The 17,614-nt window shown below is 54.9% G+C and carries 11 protein-coding genes; 2 read left to right on the top strand and 9 right to left on the bottom strand.

Annotated elements, in window-relative coordinates; translation table 11 throughout:
• Window positions 1-103 precede the first annotated feature (103 nt).
• From nadD to pilM, 6 genes are all read right to left on the bottom strand, one after another.
• The gene (gene nadD / locus PLIM_RS00420; RefSeq protein WP_013108365.1) at window positions 104-715 is read right to left on the bottom strand and encodes a nicotinate-nucleotide adenylyltransferase; all 612 of its coding nucleotides are present in this window, start codon (window positions 713-715) and stop codon (window positions 104-106) included.
• 58 nt (window positions 716-773) lie between these two features.
• Window positions 774-1,742: a PSP1 domain-containing protein gene (locus PLIM_RS00415; protein ID WP_230849366.1), complete on the bottom strand. Its 969-nt coding sequence runs from the start codon at window positions 1,740-1,742 to the stop codon at window positions 774-776.
• Between the two features lie 309 nt (window positions 1,743-2,051).
• Window positions 2,052-3,221, bottom strand: a complete 1,170-nt coding sequence (locus PLIM_RS00410) for an isocitrate/isopropylmalate dehydrogenase family protein (RefSeq protein WP_013108363.1) — start codon at window positions 3,219-3,221, stop codon at window positions 2,052-2,054.
• A gap of 359 nt (window positions 3,222-3,580) precedes the next feature.
• Window positions 3,581-5,704, bottom strand: a complete 2,124-nt coding sequence (locus tag PLIM_RS00405; protein WP_013108362.1) for a hypothetical protein — start codon at window positions 5,702-5,704, stop codon at window positions 3,581-3,583.
• Window positions 5,705-5,808: 104 nt separating this feature from the next.
• On the bottom strand, window positions 5,809-7,548 hold the full coding sequence (locus tag PLIM_RS22125) for a hypothetical protein (protein WP_013108361.1): 1,740 nt from the start codon (window positions 7,546-7,548) through the stop codon (window positions 5,809-5,811).
• Window positions 7,549-7,664: 116 nt separating this feature from the next.
• Window positions 7,665-9,914: a type IV pilus assembly protein PilM gene (gene pilM / locus PLIM_RS00395; protein ID WP_013108360.1), complete on the bottom strand. Its 2,250-nt coding sequence runs from the start codon at window positions 9,912-9,914 to the stop codon at window positions 7,665-7,667.
• A 1,060-nt stretch (window positions 9,915-10,974) separates the two neighbouring features.
• Here pilM and PLIM_RS00385 point away from each other — a divergent pair.
• On the top strand, window positions 10,975-14,013 hold the full coding sequence (locus PLIM_RS00385; protein WP_013108359.1) for a polysaccharide deacetylase family protein: 3,039 nt from the start codon (window positions 10,975-10,977) through the stop codon (window positions 14,011-14,013).
• Between the two features lie 143 nt (window positions 14,014-14,156).
• Here PLIM_RS00385 and PLIM_RS24315 read toward each other — a convergent pair whose 3' ends face one another.
• The 3 genes from PLIM_RS24315 to PLIM_RS00375 all read right to left on the bottom strand — a co-directional run bounded on the left by PLIM_RS24315 (window position 14,157) and on the right by PLIM_RS00375 (window position 15,865).
• Window positions 14,157-14,303 carry a hypothetical protein gene (locus PLIM_RS24315; protein WP_155523238.1) on the bottom strand — a complete coding sequence of 49 codons (147 nt, stop codon included), beginning with the start codon at window positions 14,301-14,303 and terminating at the stop codon, window positions 14,157-14,159.
• Window positions 14,304-14,351: 48 nt separating this feature from the next.
• Window positions 14,352-14,780: a carboxypeptidase-like regulatory domain-containing protein gene (locus tag PLIM_RS00380; protein WP_013108357.1), complete on the bottom strand. Its 429-nt coding sequence runs from the start codon at window positions 14,778-14,780 to the stop codon at window positions 14,352-14,354.
• A gap of 128 nt (window positions 14,781-14,908) precedes the next feature.
• Window positions 14,909-15,865, bottom strand: a complete 957-nt coding sequence (locus PLIM_RS00375) for a DUF1559 domain-containing protein (protein WP_013108356.1) — start codon at window positions 15,863-15,865, stop codon at window positions 14,909-14,911.
• An 848-nt stretch (window positions 15,866-16,713) separates the two neighbouring features.
• On the opposite strand from PLIM_RS00375, the gene PLIM_RS00365 reads away from it, so the two are divergent.
• A complete protein-coding gene (locus PLIM_RS00365) occupies window positions 16,714-17,544 on the top strand; it encodes a diacylglycerol/polyprenol kinase family protein (protein WP_013108355.1) in 831 nt (276 codons plus the stop codon).
• Window positions 17,545-17,614 lie beyond the last annotated feature (70 nt).

Here is a 17,614-nt window from a genome sequence, read left to right as displayed (position 1 = left end):
AAGCCCTTCTCGACACGATTTGCCTGCTTCGGAACAGGCTTAAGCGACAAAAACAGCAGCAGCGTCACTTCATCAATGAGCGATTCGAAGCTTCGTCGCGTTTTCAGCTCCGATAGCAGTGATTGGCCTCGATGTAGGCTTCGACGGCGCGAGGCACGAGAAATCGAATGCTCTGCCGCTGAGCGACGTTCTCACGCAAAGTGGTGGCACTGAGATCCATCCCGGGCATGCGAACATGGAGTATTTTCGCGAGAGCCGCTTCGCCCACGAGAGATTTGAGCTCGCCAAGATCCTCAACTCCCGGAGCGGGTTCCTTCCCTCGATTTACCACCGCGATTGTGGCTAGATCGAATAACGCCTGGGGCTCTTTCCAGGTATGGAGCATGGCCAGCGAATCCGCACCCATGAGGAGGAAAAACTCATGCTGCGGGTGAAGCTGCTGTAGCTGACGCAAAGTGTCGACTGTGTAAGAGATTTCTCCACGCTGGATTTCAACCGGCTCGACTTTGAAACAAGGCATGCCCACAACGGCCAGCTTGAGCATCTGAATGCGGTGCTTCGGCTCCAGGATGACGCGCCCCGGCTTATGCGGAGGTTGATAGGCCGGTATGAACCAGACTTGATCCAGTTGCAATTTTTCCCGGCAGGTCTCCGCCAGCACCAGATGTGCCAGATGAACGGGGTCGAACGTCCCTCCGTACAGGCCAATCCTCATCGCATGTTCCAGTGTTGGTCCTTGTGGGAAATGACGGCCTGCTCATCATGAGGCAAGTTCAGCGATCAGGCTGGTTTCGATTCTCTGAGGGATTGCGAGGAGGGCGCTGCGGGCGAGGTGGTCGGGAAGATTCGGACTGCATGAATTCCTCCGCCTCCTCCTCTTCGATTTCCCGCTCGACAGCCGCCGGCAGCCCCTTTTTCCCGACCACGGTGATGATCTCTTTCTGATCGGTCAGCACTGTCCGCTGGCCTTCGTAAGCCACCATCAGCTTCTTAGCCAGCAGTTCCTGAGCGACGACTCTACCCTGGCCCAGTTTGGTCACGACTGTCGCACCAATGGGAGGGAGTTCTTTGCGATGTTCTTCGTAAGTATCGTATTCGTATCGCAGGCAGCATTTGAGCCGACCGCAGCGCCCGGAGATTTTCGAGGGATCGAGAGTGGCCTTCTGCAGCTTGGCCATCTTCATCGAAACTGGGGGCATTTCCTTGAGGTGCGTATTACAACAGACGGGCTTGCCGCAATCGCCGTAATCGGCGAGCAGGCGAGCTTCATCCCGAATTCCAATCTGCCGCATTTCAATGCGCGATTGATGCCTTTTGGCCAGGACTTTGACCAGTTCACGGAAGTCAATCCGCTGCTCCGAGACATAGTAAAAAACGATTCGTTCACCGCCAAAGACGTGCTCGGTATCGACGAGCTGCATCTGCAGAGACATTTCACCGATCAATTGCTTGCAACTGTTGAATTCTTCGACTTCCAGTTGAGCCACACGGTCTTTATGCCGCTCATCATCGAGGGTCGGCAGTCTTAAGATTCGACCAGTTTCCTTATCGATTCCCAGCCACTCTCGAGTACTCTCGGACGCAGCACAGAGCACTTCGCCCCATTCCGTCCCGCGATCTGAGCGTACAATCACCTGGGTGCCGCGAGAGACAGGAATGTGCGGCCCGCGAATGACGAACTCTCCCAGCAGACGCGTCACGCCATAGCGAACAACCCATGCCTGGCTGGGGGGAGCTGACATATCCATAAACAGTGCTACTTTCCACAGAAAGTGCTCAGCCAGCAGTTATCCACCAGCAAATCACTTTCTCTCTTGCCAGAAGGGAAATCATGCCCTCGAGGCCAGAGATAACCTTTCAAATTTCGGATGAACGCCGTACCAGAAGTTGACTGCCTCCGGGCCTTCAAGCGACCTGTACTCAACAGTTCAAATCTCGTCGACGATGCTCTCGAAAGCGCCGGGATCCAACGCGATTGTTGAATCCCGGTTCATTTCATTCTCAAGCGTTCTCTAAAGTTTCTGGTTGCCAGGATAGAGAACGCTGCATCACTACAGCGACTGAACTTTACGGCAGATTGCGTCAGCCATCTGCTGTGTGCCGACAGCCGTGGGATCATTGCGGTTGGCTTTCATGTCATAAGTGACATCTTTGCCTTCTTCGATGACAGCGGCCACGGCCTTTTCGAGTCGCTCGGCAGCAGACTTTTCTCCCAGATGTTCGAGCATCAGCTTGGCCGACAGAATGAGTGCCACGGGGTTGACCTTGTTCTGGCCTTTGTACTTGGGGGCACTTCCGTGCGTGGCTTCGAAGATCGCCGAATCGGGGCCGATGTTGGCTCCCGGTGCGACACCCAGGCCACCGACGAGGCCTGCACACAGGTCACTGAGGATATCGCCATAGAGGTTGGGCAGGAGAATGACATCGTAGAGTTCGGGCTTCTGCACCAGTTGCATGCACATGTTGTCAATGAGACGTTCCATGTAATGCAGATGGCTGCCATCAGCCACTTTTCCGGCGAGAACAGGATCAGCATCCTTGGCGAGTTCTGGCTGCTCGAACTTGGCATTGTATGCCTTGGCGACAGCCCGTGATTCGTCGTACCACAGACCATCGGTAAACTTCATGATATTCGCCTTGCAGACCGAAGTGACCGATTTACGGCCATTATCGACGGCGTACTGGAAGGCGTAGTTGGCGATGTCTCGAGTCCCCTCGTAGGACATGGGCTTGATGCTCACGCCGGTGGTATCGAGGCCAGTCCCGATTTTTTTGCCAGTCGCCAGACGATTGATCACTTCGATCAGTTCTTTGGTTGCGGGCAGACCTGCCTGGAATTCGACACCGGCGTAAAGGTCTTCGGTGTTCTCACGAACCACCACCAGATCGACGGGTGTATTCGAGAAGTAGCTGCGAACGCCCTTATAGGTCTTACAGGGGCGTACGCAGGCGTAAAGGCCAAGTTCCTGTCGCAGGAAGACGTTGACACTGCGGAAGCCTTTGCCGATGGGTGTGGTGATCGGTGCTTTGAGAGCCACTTTGTTTTTGCGGATCGAAGTCAGTACCGATTCGGGAACCTTGCCGACCTTTTCGATCACTTCAATGCCACATTCCTGGACGTCCCAATTGATTTTGACGCCGGTGGATTCCACACAGCGACGCGTGGCTTCTGCGATTTCGGGACCGACACCATCTCCGGGAATCAGCGTGACATCGTACATGGCGGAGGACTTTCCAGACGCAAAGGAAGTAAGGGAATATTGTGGAGTGACTGCGAAGAGAACTGGCACCTCAAAGGCGAAGTCGCATCCCCGCAGATCATCAATTTCCCGATCAGTAAGTTCAGAATCAGCACCAGCCGGGAAATTCGTTGTTCCAGAGCATAACGAACGGAACGCCCCCGCTCCAAGTGTTACCGATCCGCATTCCCGGAGAGATCGGGAAGTTCATGGACCAGGCAGGGATACGCCGGTTCAACCTATCCAGAAAATTGGCCCAGCTCATGGGATCTACACCATGAGCCGGGCCATAAGGTCTTTATTCATCTAGGATTTATAATCGCGAGTCACACTGTGTGTGTTCATGGGGCGGGTGGGCTCGATCCCATGCCCGGCTGGCCCTTGCGATTCGTGCGAATCTTCTTGGAACTCACTTTTCGCGCCGTCGGATCTCCCATACCTGGCGGAACATAACTACTCTCCTCGCCACCACCCGGGCCCAGAAGTGGGTCAGCTACTTCGGGCGGCTTGAATTTCTCATACTCTTTTTTCTCGCCCTCATACCTGCGCTTCAGCTCGTCTTCCTGTTTCTGGTTGGTCTTGGAATCAATAAATTCCATTTGACCCGCTTCATTGACAACGACAGCTTCAGGCAGCAAGCCAAAATTGAGTTTGCCACTGACGGGAGTCAGTCCCAGTTCAGCCATGTGGACAGGCAGCTTGGACTGTAAGGTCACGTTGACTTCGACATCCGCGGCGACGTCCAGCAGCAGGTCTGTGGTGCCGATCACGATGTCGGCATCTTCATACGTGCCATTCCCCAGATCGGCCCTCTTCACCTTCTTGGTCTCTTTGATGACCTGGCCGACCGAGGTGAGATCGAGCGTGGAATTCAGGAGTGATCCGAGTTTGGCATCCCACTGGTAGACACTCATATTGGCCACGGCTTTACGAATCGAGCGGGTCACGTCGCGGACGGGATCACGTTCACTTCCAGCCAGGAAGTATTTGACATCCCCAGGAACCACTGCTGGATTCGAAATCGTGCTCCAGGGTGATTCCCGCTCGGCTCCCGCAGCGACCGAAGGATCCACGATCTGTTCAATTGGCAGATTGTAGTTCGGATTCGTAAAGAGCAGCTTCACGCGGTAGCGATAGGCGCGGCCCGGCTTCACCTGCAGGTCCAGATATCGGAACAGCAGCAACCGGCCACCCGCCGTGTCGAGCATCTTTTTGAGCTGTTGAGATGTCATCGCAGGGCTGCCAGGCACTGCCATCATCGTCGACATTGTTCCCAGAATCTGGTCAGAACTGCTCGACGACATAATCGCCCCTTGCAAGGCTCGCAAATCCCGCTGCACGACGGCAAACCCGCGCCTTTGTGGCTTCTGGGATTGTTCCAGCAGGGCCCGCTCTTTTGTCGCAGTTTCGACAACCTTATCGAGGAATCGCTCCTGCTTGGCACGCTCTTCCGGGCTTAAAGTGAAATTTCGGACTTTCGGATGTGTCGCATGTTCGCCCCAGTACCCCATCAGCCTCAACGGGAGTGGGGCGGTGATCGTCGCATCTGAGATGCGGGCATCGAAGGGATCAATATCGAAGTTGGGCGATTCCGCCAGAATCTGTGAGTCGGCCACCATATCGACCGCTTCCCACTTCCCGACCCACGGGTTGTCGCCAGCGACGGCCTCCTGACGTTCCAGCTTGAAGTCGAGGAGTTCAAGATACTGCTCGGCTTCCGTGAGGCTCTGCAGGTTCAGTGCTTTCTGAAGCTTGGCCACCTGCTGCTGCAAAGGAACAATGCCGCGCACAGCGACATAGCGCACGCCGCGAGCTTCGACGCTCGAAACTGTGCCGCCGACGCTGCCATCCAAACCATATGGAGACGAACTGCCAAAGGTCGATTCGGAAACGGGTGGCGGACTGTAGCTGCCGACAGGAGTTTCCGCGCCCGATGCACCCGGGCCGCCGGCTGCTGTTCCGCCGACGCCAGAACGAATCGCGAATTCCGTGTTGACTTCTTCTTCACTGGCCTTGGTCAAATCCCCGGTTTCTGTTTCCGCGAGAGTGACATCGAGGCCTTTGTTAATCGCGATGATCGCTGTCCCGGCATCGGCAATCAGGTCGGCCACAGGCAACCATTCTGGTTCCTTAATCTGCTCCTGCTTGCGATAAAGCGGATGGTAGAGAGGTGTCGAAAACTCGTAAGCGGCGACCGACTCCATCGGCTTCAACAGCTGAGAGGCACGATCCTGGTAAGCCACAATCGCAAACTCGTTGGCTTTCTCCACAGGCCACACACCCGCATCGATATTCGTTTTCGAATTGGTGGCCTTCTTGATGATCTCATCCGGCGATTTCTCTGTCCGGCTCCAGGAGGTGGTTCCCCACACACCCAGCACCAGCAGGCCAATACCGGCCAGTACGATTTTCTCGCCATGATCGACCAGCAGCGATTTGAAATTCAAACCTTTGATACCTGCCATGGGATATCCCCTTGATCTTCAAAACAATGTTCGCTGAAAAGTTGTCTGCTCGATAGTTGCTGGCGATGTTCTATCAAAGTTCAAAAACGAACTGAGGGACAGGCTTAAGTTCCACCGGCTGGTGGAGTAGCCGGCGCTGCTTCACCAGTTGGCGCAGCCGGTTCACCAGCTGGTGCTGCTGGTGTCGTTGCTGGAGCTGTTGGTGCTGCCGGGGGAGTGTTCGCAGGCGGAGTCGCTGCTGGATCTGTCGGCGCGGGATTAACAGGTGCTGCGGGTGCAGCCGGTGTGGCACCATCCACCGGGGGATTTTCCGCCGGTGCTGGGTTCGTCATTTCCGGCGTGGTCGGTTCGGTACCTGCTGGTGTTTCAGAAGTTGCTGGTGCTGCTGGTGTCGCTGGTGCTGCTGTGGAATCTGCCGATGTCGCTGCTGCTGCCTCTGGCGCTGTCTGGGGCGGATTGTAAAGCGTGAAATAACCGGCAATCACAACTTCGGCGATATTCGGATCAGTCAGTGCCGTTTGCAGAGCTGCATTCGCCGCCTGAATCTTGTTCATCAGCATCGGATTGTTGGCATCCTGTGGATTGATGCCCTGGGATTGTGTCAGGAATTCCGGAGGAACACTGTTCGCTCCTCCGCCGGTAAACCCTTCCGATGCTGTTCCAAACGTAGGCGAAGAGCCGCCAAAACTCCCGGCTTCTGCGCCATAATTCGGCATGCCTGAGGCCCCGCCGCGGGCAAAGTTGCCATCCTCATTCTTGCGAATCATCTGCACACGAACGACTTCCACCGGCCAGACCGAGCGTTCGTTACTTGTCAACTCCGCGATGAAATCGGGAATGCGGCGGTGATCCATCAGCACGGAGAGATAAAATCCTCGCGTGCGAAATGGTGCACCTTCGTCGTCATCAATGTAACGTCGAGCGGCTGCCATTTGCGGAGCCCCATCACCCAGCGCGGAGGGATCGGCAGCAAATGAATCAGCCGAAGATGAGCTGCCATTCAGGCCCCCTTCGCCACCGGCTGAGCCAAACTCTTCCTTAATGGGGAAATCGGCACTGGCTGGTGGGGCAATCTTGCCACCACGCCCACCACCGCCACTGGAAAAAGCATCGCCACCACTTGCCATAGGTGGGGAATAACCTTCTCCACCACCTCCTGATGGATCGCCACCAGCGGCAGGGGCATCGATGGGCTCACCACGCTTACCACCCATCAACTGGAGTTTCAGAATCTGATGAATGGAAGCATCCAGCCGATTGTTAGTGGTTTCACCCCCATTGAGTTGAGTAATCGTGCTCAGGAGAGAATCGAGGAGCCAGAGGTCTTCCTGAGCATCCCACATTTCCTTGGAGGTTGGAGGGAGATCACGCCAGTATTTCACCGGCATCGCCTGCAGTGGAAAGACGACGACGCCTTCACCAGTCTGAGCATTGAAAGGGCGAACCTTTTGCCAGACGGAGGCAATATCTGATGGTGAACTGGTGCGATAGATATCCCGGGCGAGAGGTGCGAACTCGCCGCGATAACCCGCTTCATCAGCATAGGGCTGAATATTTTTGGGCCATGCCATTTTGGCCCGCTGTTGATCCCAGAGCATCGTCCGCGCAAGTTCGACCTGCCGCTCCTGATACGTGTTGATTGTCGAGAGTTTGTTCGAGTAATCCGCACTGGGTACATTTCCCTTGGGGATCTTGTCCTCAGCAGCTTTGATTTCTTTTGTCCGTGTATCAATCGTCGTCGCCAGTGAAGACGAAGCCATCCACCAGCCAGCGAGACTCAAAATCACGACCAGTCCACTGAGGATCCAGAAGCGATTGCGAATGATGGGTTCCAGTTTTTCCATAACGATCTCCGCACTATTCATGGTCACAAGAAGTGACTTGGCGATGTTCTTTGTTCGATCAATCCGCGTTCAGGCAATTCGTTCTATTCGATAGCCAGTTTCAATTTGTGTTCAAGTTAAACTGCGGGTGGTGTCTGTGGTGTGGCAACTGGTGCTGCCTGGCCATCCTGCGGTGCTGCAGCGGGATCGACTGGCGGAAGGGCTGGATCTTCTTTAGGTCGATCTTTTTCCGGAGTCGGCTTCCAGACAAACTGCACGACAAAGTTCGTCATATGAATCTTACGAGGCGTATTGACCTGCTCAGGTGGCAACTGGGTATCGATCACACGGCCTGTTCCTGTCCCGGGAATGCCAGGACTGGGAATTCCCGGACTGGAAATTCCACCAGGTGTCGGCGGGGAATAGCTCGACTCAGCACCTGAGCCGCCGGGATTGAAACCAGGCTGGAAGCCAGGCCTCAGGCCGCGAGCCGCACTGCTCGCACTGGCCATATCGGGACGACCCATCGGGTAGTAATCGATGAGCACAAATGGATCCGCTTTGACGGTCGCGTAACTGATCCCAAGTTGACCAACAGGTGTCTCAATCACCTGACCAGTGACCGAGTCTTTGCGAGTCACCTTAAAGCTCTGCAGATTTTTGAGCAGAGTATTCACGACATACCCTGTTCCCTGGCCTTTGACAGGATCTTCCGGAGCATGGTGGAAATGCACCCCGTGCAGAGTGAAGACATAGCCTGGGCCGGTGGGCCCGGTCTTGCGTGCCTCAGCTTTATCGAAGGCTGAAAAGTATTGAGGTGAGACCTTCGCTAATTGAGCGTTATCGTTGTACCAGGTTGCCAGGTCATCGTATTTCTTGGATGTCACCGACTTCAGTGAAATGCGATTCATCAGTTCGATGCGAGTCTCATCGAGTTGTTCGGCACTTTCATCGCGGGGCAGGCTCTCATCAATCGCCTTGTAGAGTTCCAGCCAGTTGGCACGGGAATCGAGGGCTTTGACCAGTTTCTCCCCGCGCTCTTTGGCGGCCGCATTACGCCCTTCCTGAGCCTTGTAATCGCTGTCGAGTTTGGAGGCGTATTTGGCAACTTCATCGGCCTGAGTTTCAGCATTACCAAAGCGGCTCTTACTCACCGATTGGGCGACGCTGCCATAACCCGCCACCGATGTGGCCAGTCCGAAGAGCAGCACGGCGGCGGTAGCGACTGCCCACGGCTTTTTGCGGCGAATCTTCCTGGCCACCACAATTTCGGGTGGCAACAGAGAAGTATGAATCTGCGTCTGCCCGAGAAGCTGGAGGGCCAGTCCATAGGGGCCAGTGAACGTCAGAATGTTGTCATGGAACAGTGGCGCTGTCAGGACACTGTCGCCCACGGAACTCGGGAACGTGTCGATCTTCTCGACTTCGTAGTTGAGGTTCTGCTGGAGAAACTTGGCCAGACCAGCCAGTTTGAAGCCATTTCCCAGACCGACCAGTTTCGTGATTTGAGCCGAGCGATTGACACTCGAGAAGAAGCCAATCGATCGCTGGATCTCATTCACATAGTCGTTGAAGACAGGCCGCATGGCCTGAAAGACAGCCTTGGGATCAGGCGATTTTGTGGCATTGCATTTGAGATGTTCCGCCTTGGCAAACGTGAGCTTCATTTCCCGCGTCAATGCCCGCGTAAAATGATTGCCACCAATCGGCACGTTACGCGTCCAGATCTTCTTGCCATTAGTGACGATCAATGTCGTCTGGTCGCAGCCCATATCAAGCGCAACGACATACTGGTCATCGGCCAGTGTATTCAGCGATTGCTCAGGGTCTTTCCGCTGTCCCAGCCGGTCGAACCAGAGAAAGTTGTAGACGGCCAAAGGTGCGATCTGCACCAGTTCCAGTTCCAGCTTCCGCTGATTGAACGGATACATCTGGTGTTCAATGTCGTCCCGCTTCATGGCGAAGAGGCCGACTTCGGCATCCAGCATGAATCCACCTTCGACGGAAGATGATCCCATGGGCTGGAAATCCCAGATCACATCTTCCAGTGGGAAAGGAATCTGCTGGCGGGCTTCATAGCGCACAATCTCGGCCACCTTCGATTCTTCGACAGGTGGCAATTGAATGAATTTCAGCAGCGATTTTGATCCCGGGAGCGAAATTCCCAGCAGATCTCCCTGAATCTGATTGCGGCTCAAAAAGGTTTTGAGAGCTTCGGAAATCAGTTCATCCGGATCTGCATCGGGCTGGCTCAACAGTTTGGGATGCGGCACATAATCAAACGCGACAGCAAAGACCTGATTCGAGGCCTCGGCATAGCGCAGCTTGATGGCCTTGAGACCAGCCTGTCCAATCTCGATCCCCCAGGCAGATTTCAATTCGGCCATAACGAAAACCCCTCTTGTCCGTTCATCAAGGCGTTGTTTCAGCGTGTGGACTGATTGCGTATTTCACAGATTGCGTATGTCTCGCCGCGAAGCGGGAAGTCACCCTTCCTGCATCACGATCTTTTCAAACCGAATATCCCGGGCAACTGGTTCACCCAACCGACCAGACTCAATCATCTCTTTCTATCGCACCACTACATTACGTTGAATTTCAGCTTTTCGCTGGGTTTCTGACCAGACAGATAGACTACCACTCTCTCAGGAAACCGTCATTTCATTCCTGTGACTTTCATTTTGCCACGACTTTCCATCCACAGAGATCGCTTTGAACATCGTGAATCAAATGCAGTTTTTGGGCGCCGGCTGGGACTTAACCAGAGCCGGCATACCAGTCGAAAAACCGAATTCAAATGCGTCGGGAAAGTTGTGGGCAATTGTCACGTTCTGCAAGAATATGCTCAAAAGAGAGGCGTTCGCGAGAATTCGCTGGGTCAGAATTGAAAAACACGCAAGGAAATTACGAATAAACAATCAAGTATTCAGACTACAGCCACGACCCGAGAAAAGTCAATAAGTAGCGACAGTCCCGAGAGTTAGGTGATAGAAACAGCCATTTTTCACAAACCCGAGTGAACTGATGTTCCGTTTTATCGTTCAAAGGATGTGTGTGGCATCCTGCATGAACCTGCCCGTAACGCATCAGGATTCCCTGTTATTTGGACTCGTTCTCCGCATTCCAGGTTCCAAAAGTTTTCGAATATCGACCGGGAGATGCGAACATCGTATCGAGTGAAATTCCGCCGGACGGCCACTCTTCTGGGACAAAGATTTGAGCGAACACGCAGGTTCAAGCGAATTCAGCGGTTATGCAAGCAGCAGGTTTTGATTTTGCCGCCAGTAGATTCACACGTCTGGTGAATTGTCGCCTTGTGGCTTGATCTCGCCCGCTAACGCCAGCAATGTGGCTGATGTGATTCGACTCGATCAAGCCCGAAGACGTTCCTGATCTATAAGATCAATCCGCTTCGGTCAGTCAAACAGCCTGTAGAAACCTCCTGGTATGACGAAAACCTGCTCTGAAGTTTATGTGCTGATTCCATCGCATAGCCTCGAAGACTTTCCACAGGATCTGGGAGAAGAGGCCGCAGGAAGCCTGCTGGAAGCTTTTGCCATCGCCTGGCATCCGGCTCTATTGGCGACAGCTGGTCGAATTCCTCAGTGGTACCGTGCTGATGCTCCTCCCGAACCCGCACCCGGGCAGCTGCTGATTCTTCCTCAACCCTCCGAAGACTGGTTTCCTTACGACTGGCATGAGCGATTGGAGCAAGCGGGGGCTGGCTTACTGAAAACAGTCGCCCGGCGAGAAGACAATCTGCAGCAGCTCCAGGCGTGGCTCGAATCCGATGCCGACGATTCAGCCCAGCCGAGCCTGTTCTTTCAGCCGGAAGCCAAAACCTCGATCGACGATTTTCTGGCCTTCGGAACCACAGTTCTGCAGTTGGAACTCCTCTCCCGACAGATGCGGCACTTTAGCAGTCTGGATGAAATCATTCTGCAACAGCGAACTGTGGGAGCAGCCCGCTCGCTGGCTGCTGGTGAGTTCTTGCCATGCCGACAGCAACTGGCCACTGCCTACGAAAACCTGCTCGAAACACGCGAGCGATTCTACCCCGGCGAAATCTCGCTCTTCGACTTGTGCCTGGCACCTTCCGAGCTCGATATGCCCCGGCTGAAAGCGGCTCTGAACGGCTTCACATGGCCGGTCAACGAACCTTTAGGAAACCAGCCAGCCGTCAACTTTCTGGCGGGTTCACTCGAAACCTCTCCACTGCTGAAGCTGGCTGACGAACAATTGCCACTTGCGGCACCTCAGGAACTCACAGCACCCTCAAACACTGCTCCCACCACCACTCTGAAGGAGTTATTGGCCCAGGGTGCTGTCGATGTTCTCGGTGGAGAGGCTATCGAACTTTGTACGCCGCTAATTTCGCCACAGATGTGGATCAGAAACTTTCAACAAGGCCATCTACTCGCAAAAACTCAACTGGGAATAGTTCCCCGGGTGTTTGCCCGGCGGCTCTTTGGGCTGGTGTCGCAACTTCCCGGTCTCCTCTCACAGACGGGTTATGCGGGAGCGTTACATCTGCTGCTCGATGAAGGAACCTACCCGGATGAAGAGTTCAGCAGCTTCCGTTGGGAAGGTACCAGTGGCGAGGCGGTAACGGCTTTCTCACGAATTCCACTCCCGGCACAATCCGCAGGGACTTTTTTGAGGCTGGCAACCCGACTGGGAGAGGCTCTTGATAGCGATGGAAACCCGGCTCTCGGTTTTGCTCGCTGGCCCGAAGTCGCGACTCCCTGGTTTCATGATCTTCAGCGCGCTGCCACTTTTGCCCCCGTCCTGGGCAAGTTTGTCACCTGCAAAGAATTTCTCGAGCGCGTGGAATACCCCGACCATGTGCGGCAATACCACGCGGGCGAATATCTTTCGTCGAGCTTGGTTTATGCAGTCGCCGCTCGCGAGAAAAACGCCATTTCGAGAGTCGCGAGTGCCTGGAAGCTGCAAGGTCAACAGGCAGCCTGGCAGTTCTGCGAAGTGCAGCGTGCACTGCTTTCTCCAAGTGAAAACCGCCAACAGCCTGTGCAGGGGATCAAAAGTGGGGGTCAACGCTGGGAAGATGAACTTCTCGCCCACTTCCGCGTGATTGGTGCCAGTGACAATCGTGCGACCACGGATCATGCCGCAAATGCCGACGAGGAGTGGTCGGCAGAAACCGCACTGCAGCAGACCGCCCAGCAGTTCGCGAATCTGCTCGGGTCAAAAATTCAAAATCACGAGGCTGCCGCAAGTCCTGCGGGAACTTTATTGATCAATCCGCTTCCCTGGGCACGCCCAGTTCCCGAAGAGATGGAAGATGGGACCTTCCCCACCATTCCACCGTGCGGCTATCTCTGGCTCGCCCAAAACACTCCAAATGGCAAAAGTCCCGCACGCAAGAGCAAGCCTGTCGTCAAATTTACCGAAGGTGTCCTCTCAAACGATCTCTTCGAGGTCGTTTTTCACCCACAAACAGGAGGGATCGCCCGGATTCGTCGGCATGAGCAGCGCGAGAACCGACTGAGCCTGCAGCTGGCCCGCCGCTTTCCGCGTGAACGGGCCATTCGCCTCGGGCCAGATCCTGACGACGAAGTGATCAAGACGGCTTACTCGGAGATGCGCGCTGGTGAGTTATCGATTATCGCCCTGACGAGTCATTCCCTCACGGTTCGATCACTGGGAGACCTCATTGATCAGGCCAAAGGGGAACGCATCTGCTACTACAAACTCGATGTCACGATTCGTGCCGGTTCACTGAAGGTGGAGATCGATCTGCAGTTTCTCGAACTGGCGGCCTTCGATGGCGACCCCTGGAACAACTACATCGGCGCCCGCTTTGCGTTCGGCAGCGAGATGGCGGCCATATCCCGCTCGGTGCTGGGAAGCGTCCATGTGGCGGGGAGCGAACGGTTTGAAGCTCCCGAGTTTGTCGAAATCTGTGATGGTTCCCTGCGGGCGACGATTTTGCCGCATGGCCGACCTTACTTTCGCAAAACGGGCCCCCGCATGCTCGATGGCCTCATGGTCGTTTCGGGCGAAACTTCCCGCCGCTTCCGCTGGACCATTGCCATTGATGATCCGCATCCCGCACGGCTCGCGCACGAGGCGATGGTTCCTCTCGTGCGGCTGGAAAACGTCACCAGGCCCGCAACAGGCGAGACGTCTTTCTTCGTCCAATGCCCAGCCAAACAAGTGAGCATTCTGTCGTGGGAAGCGGGGATGACCGACTGGCCCATCGAAGCTCCAGCCGATCCTTCAGACACTGAAAGCGTCGATAGAGCAGCGAAGGCAACCGTATCGAAGAAGTCGTGCCGGGTGCGGCTGATGGAGACCGAGGGGCAGGCCAAGACCTTTTCGATGGTCTGGTATGCACCACTGGCCGGGGCTCACAAGTTGACACTTGGTGGAGCCCATGCCGCGTGGTTGAAAACAACGGGAAATGAATCCCGCGTGGCACTCAGTGCCTATGAAGTCGCCGATATTGAGTTTGTGTTTGAATGACGGTCAAAAAGATGACGACGGGTGGCTGGGGTTGAGTCTTCGAACCCCCAGCGCTAACCAGCATGAACGGTGGGTTAGCGACGGGTGGCTGGGGTCAAACGTCCTCGTTTGCCCCCAGGTCATTGCACTCGAGTTGTCTATGATCAATAGGCGCTCAAGTCGTGAAGCATATCTTCAGCGGCAATTGTGCGGATGAACTCTATGGACCAGATGACGGCGGGTGGCTGGGGTTGAGCGTCTTCGCGAACCCCCAGTTGGTTATGAAGATTGCTGGGGGTTCGAAGACTCAACCCCAGCCACCCCATATCAACGAGCGTAGTTGATTATTGGAATCCGTATTACTTCTTCTCAGGTTCGAGGGCAAAATCTGCGGTGTTCGCCCCTTCCTTGAGAGTGACCTTGAGTGGGCTGGTCTTGGCATTGCCGTAGCGCGGTGGAATCTGTTCCATCTCTTTGGGCTTCTGCACAGGGGGGCTGTTGGGGTTCGAGTTGTCTTCGATCGTGGGTGGCACAATCAGCACCAGATATTCACCCGGCGGGAGTGGATCGACCAGCACGACGGAAAAGCTGCCGTCAGCCGAGATGTTCGCCGAGGCCCCTGCCCCGCCACCCACTTTGGATAGCTGCACAACACCTTCGGGAACTGGCTGACCACTGAAAGTGACTTTGCCTGTCAGTTGGGCCTGCGGTCCGCGATCGGCGGAACCACACCCGGCATTCATCAACAAAGCACTGCAGACAAAGGCGACAAACATCGAGCGGAACATGCTGTTCATCCTCGGAAATGGAAGAGTCAATGGAGCTTTGCTCATCGAATGAGATCAACAAAGTTGGAAAGAAGAGGGGCCACCAGCAGTACTGGCAGCCCCCGATGTTCATGCCGTTGCGGCGGCGATTAGAACTCACCGACTACGTTGCCATCAGCACGATCTGCCAAGAACCGGAGCGTGTCGAAGTTCATATTTTCGGACAGGAACTTAACGGTCCCATCACCGATGAGCACATGGGCTCCGCCGGTATGGGCCGACTGGATCGGTGTATTGCAACTCTGTGATCCTGAACCACTCAGAGCATTACTGCGAGTGTTGATCGCATACCGCACAGTGGTCGTGTTAAAACAACGGTTTCCATAATCTGTCCCCATCCAGACAGAGTCACCACCATCGGATCGATACTCGACATTGTTGGTATTGGCAGCATCTCGCCCCCAATTCGACTGCTCAGCCACCATCACAATATTCGAGCTGCCATCGGTCATGTCGCGGAAGTTGAAATTTCGGTCGCGGGTAAACATACCTCCGTTTGACCGAATTCCATTGCCGTTGTTTGCGACTTCATTCAGACCAACAGCACCTTCAATCAGCGTGTAGCTGGCACGTTGCCAGACGTTCTGGCCGCCATTGTAGGAGTTTCTCGAAACAAGTGGTGACGAAGGACAGATGAATCCGTTGACAATAAAACCATTCCACGTCGCGCCGTGCGGGCCGCCAACGGGTGGTCCAGCTGTTCCGCCCCACCATGTGCCTGGAGTCGAAAAGTTGACTCTGTTGTACTGCGGAGCCTGATCAACATAAGGCAGGATGTGTACCCAGGCGGTCGGTCCGTGACCAACGTTGAGGGCTCCACGAATATTCCCCGGTGGGAACGTGTTGTGGGTGTCGTGGTAGTTGTGCATCGCCAACCCCACCTGCTTGAGATTGTTTTTGCACTGGGTGCGGCGGGCCGCTTCCCGTGCCTGCTGAACTGCCGGCAACAGCAGTGCAATCAGGATGGCGATGATCGCAATCACCACCAGGAGTTCAATCAGAGTAAATCCAGAGCGACGGGTGGAACCGCCAGAAACTTGTGCCATGAGGATGGCCTCCTTGAGAAGAAGTGAAAAACGGAAAAAAGGCCCGAGACGAGACATATCAGTATATGCTCTTGCGAAGATCTTTGGCAAGGAGCTTGACTATTCACACGCTGTAGATTCTGCACGCAAAGTGCTTCCGAACCCTGAAAACCAGGAAAACACAGAACGCCACCCTGTTCTTACAGCACTCAAAAACACTTATAGATTCAAGTTGTCATTGTATTTGACTATTTACACATACACTATGGAAATGCCTGCTGTGGTCTGCAGTCATTAGAGGCCGAAGCACAGGTAGAACCCCGTATCTGCCGAGCGTCGAGTGGTTTGTCGGTCGGCTGGCCGGTGAACGATCGCCGGTGGTAGCCGGGCGATAATTCAGACAGCATCACGAAGCCTCATGCCACGAACATTTTTCCTGCAGCCATCCCCGCGTTGTTGACCCAATGCATGCCTTCAGCATTAGCCCTCTTCATTTTCAACCCAGGATTGTTATGGCAGAACTCATGTCGCTGGCATGTTTTTCGCTCTCAGCTTTTGCTCTCAGATGGGTTCGGTCTGGTCAGTGATTTCGAACATCTCTGGAACGATTCGAGTCGTACGACAACGTCTTCTCTGTCGGCAATGACGGATGATGGTCTGACTGGGCAGTACGTCAGGCATCGTGATCGGTGCAGAAGCATCACAGTTCACTGTGAGTGATTGCCGATAAGACGTTGTTGGAACTCGGGAGATGAGTCCGTTCGCAATTTTGCCGCGAGAAATGGAAGTTTGACGAGTCGGGATGGAGCCGGGTCATCAGTGAGTCATTAGACATTGATGCGGAACTTGAATCCGCAGTTAGGCAACCCATGGGTACCCAGACCTCGGAAAAACCGGCACCAGCGATCGATCTCCCCCAACCTCGGCGGAAGGCCTTTCATTTCCAGCCCGCGCTGCATGAAGAAAGTCCACAGCGTAAAATTCACTGGCATGTCGCCATTCCCGACCGTCTCTCCAATGAGACACTTGCCATCATTCCGAGGACAGATCTCACCAGCCCTGTTGATCCGTACGTCCCCATTTTCTGCCATCGCAGCCTGAGTACGCAGGAATTCCGCCGCCGGCTATGGCACATGACACCGGGACTGCTACCCCTGCTATTGTGGGTGATTCCCCATACCGACCCGTGGGGTTGGATTGTATGGAGTGTAGTGCTTGGTCTGACTTTATCGACGGCAACGATCATGCTGAGGTGGTTCTCGAGAATTGCCCGTCCCGGTGAAGATCACGGTTACGACGCCGTCCTCGCGTATGCCGTGGTGGTTCTGGCGACATTATGGCTCTTCCCTGGTCGGGAAGAGATCGGCATGATGACACTGGCGATTCTGGCGTTTGGGGATGGATCGGCCACACTCCTCGGGCTCAAGTTCGGCGAGCGCAAATTGCCGTGGAATGGCTGCAAATCGTGGGTGGGCCTGTGGGCCTTTATCGCGATGGGGACTCTGGCTGGTGCCATCATGTTCTGGGGAGAATTCCGGCCCGGAATAGATTTTCGCCTGGCACTGGGTGTGAGCTTTCTGGCCAGCCTGACCGCAGGTCTGGTGGAATCTTTTCCATCGTTACGCAATGACAATCTTCGCGTGGGGATCGCAGCGGCCGGCACCGGAGCAATCGCGCATCTGCTCCTGATTCCTTCGTGATTTCGACGAATCTACCAGATCCCTAGTTGTGACCGGCCCCCCGGCTTGTGTTACGCTGCAGATCCGCCCT

It is taken from the genome of Planctopirus limnophila DSM 3776 (genome assembly GCF_000092105.1).
In the GTDB taxonomy this organism is placed as follows: Bacteria; Planctomycetota; Planctomycetia; order Planctomycetales; family Planctomycetaceae; genus Planctopirus; species Planctopirus limnophila.
The sequence above is the reverse complement of the archived record's forward strand: the minus strand, read 5'-3'. Positions and strand labels throughout refer to the sequence as shown.

Coding starts and splice junctions, on each gene's coding strand:
- PLIM_RS22125 (WP_013108361.1), bottom strand. CDS start 7,548: ATGGAAAAACTGGAACCCATCATTCGCAATCGCTTCTGGATCCTCAGT.
- PLIM_RS00380 (WP_013108357.1), bottom strand. CDS start 14,780: ATGTTCCGCTCGATGTTTGTCGCCTTTGTCTGCAGTGCTTTGTTGATG.
- PLIM_RS00415 (WP_230849366.1), bottom strand. CDS start 1,742: ATGTCAGCTCCCCCCAGCCAGGCATGGGTTGTTCGCTATGGCGTGACG.
- pilM (WP_013108360.1), bottom strand. CDS start 9,914: ATGGCCGAATTGAAATCTGCCTGGGGGATCGAGATTGGACAGGCTGGT.
- PLIM_RS00410 (WP_013108363.1), bottom strand. CDS start 3,221: ATGTACGATGTCACGCTGATTCCCGGAGATGGTGTCGGTCCCGAAATC.
- nadD (WP_013108365.1), bottom strand. CDS start 715: ATGAGGATTGGCCTGTACGGAGGGACGTTCGACCCCGTTCATCTGGCA.
- PLIM_RS00365 (WP_013108355.1), top strand. CDS start 16,714: ATGGGTACCCAGACCTCGGAAAAACCGGCACCAGCGATCGATCTCCCC.
- PLIM_RS00385 (WP_013108359.1), top strand. CDS start 10,975: ATGACGAAAACCTGCTCTGAAGTTTATGTGCTGATTCCATCGCATAGC.
- PLIM_RS00375 (WP_013108356.1), bottom strand. CDS start 15,865: ATGGCACAAGTTTCTGGCGGTTCCACCCGTCGCTCTGGATTTACTCTG.
- PLIM_RS00405 (WP_013108362.1), bottom strand. CDS start 5,704: ATGGCAGGTATCAAAGGTTTGAATTTCAAATCGCTGCTGGTCGATCAT.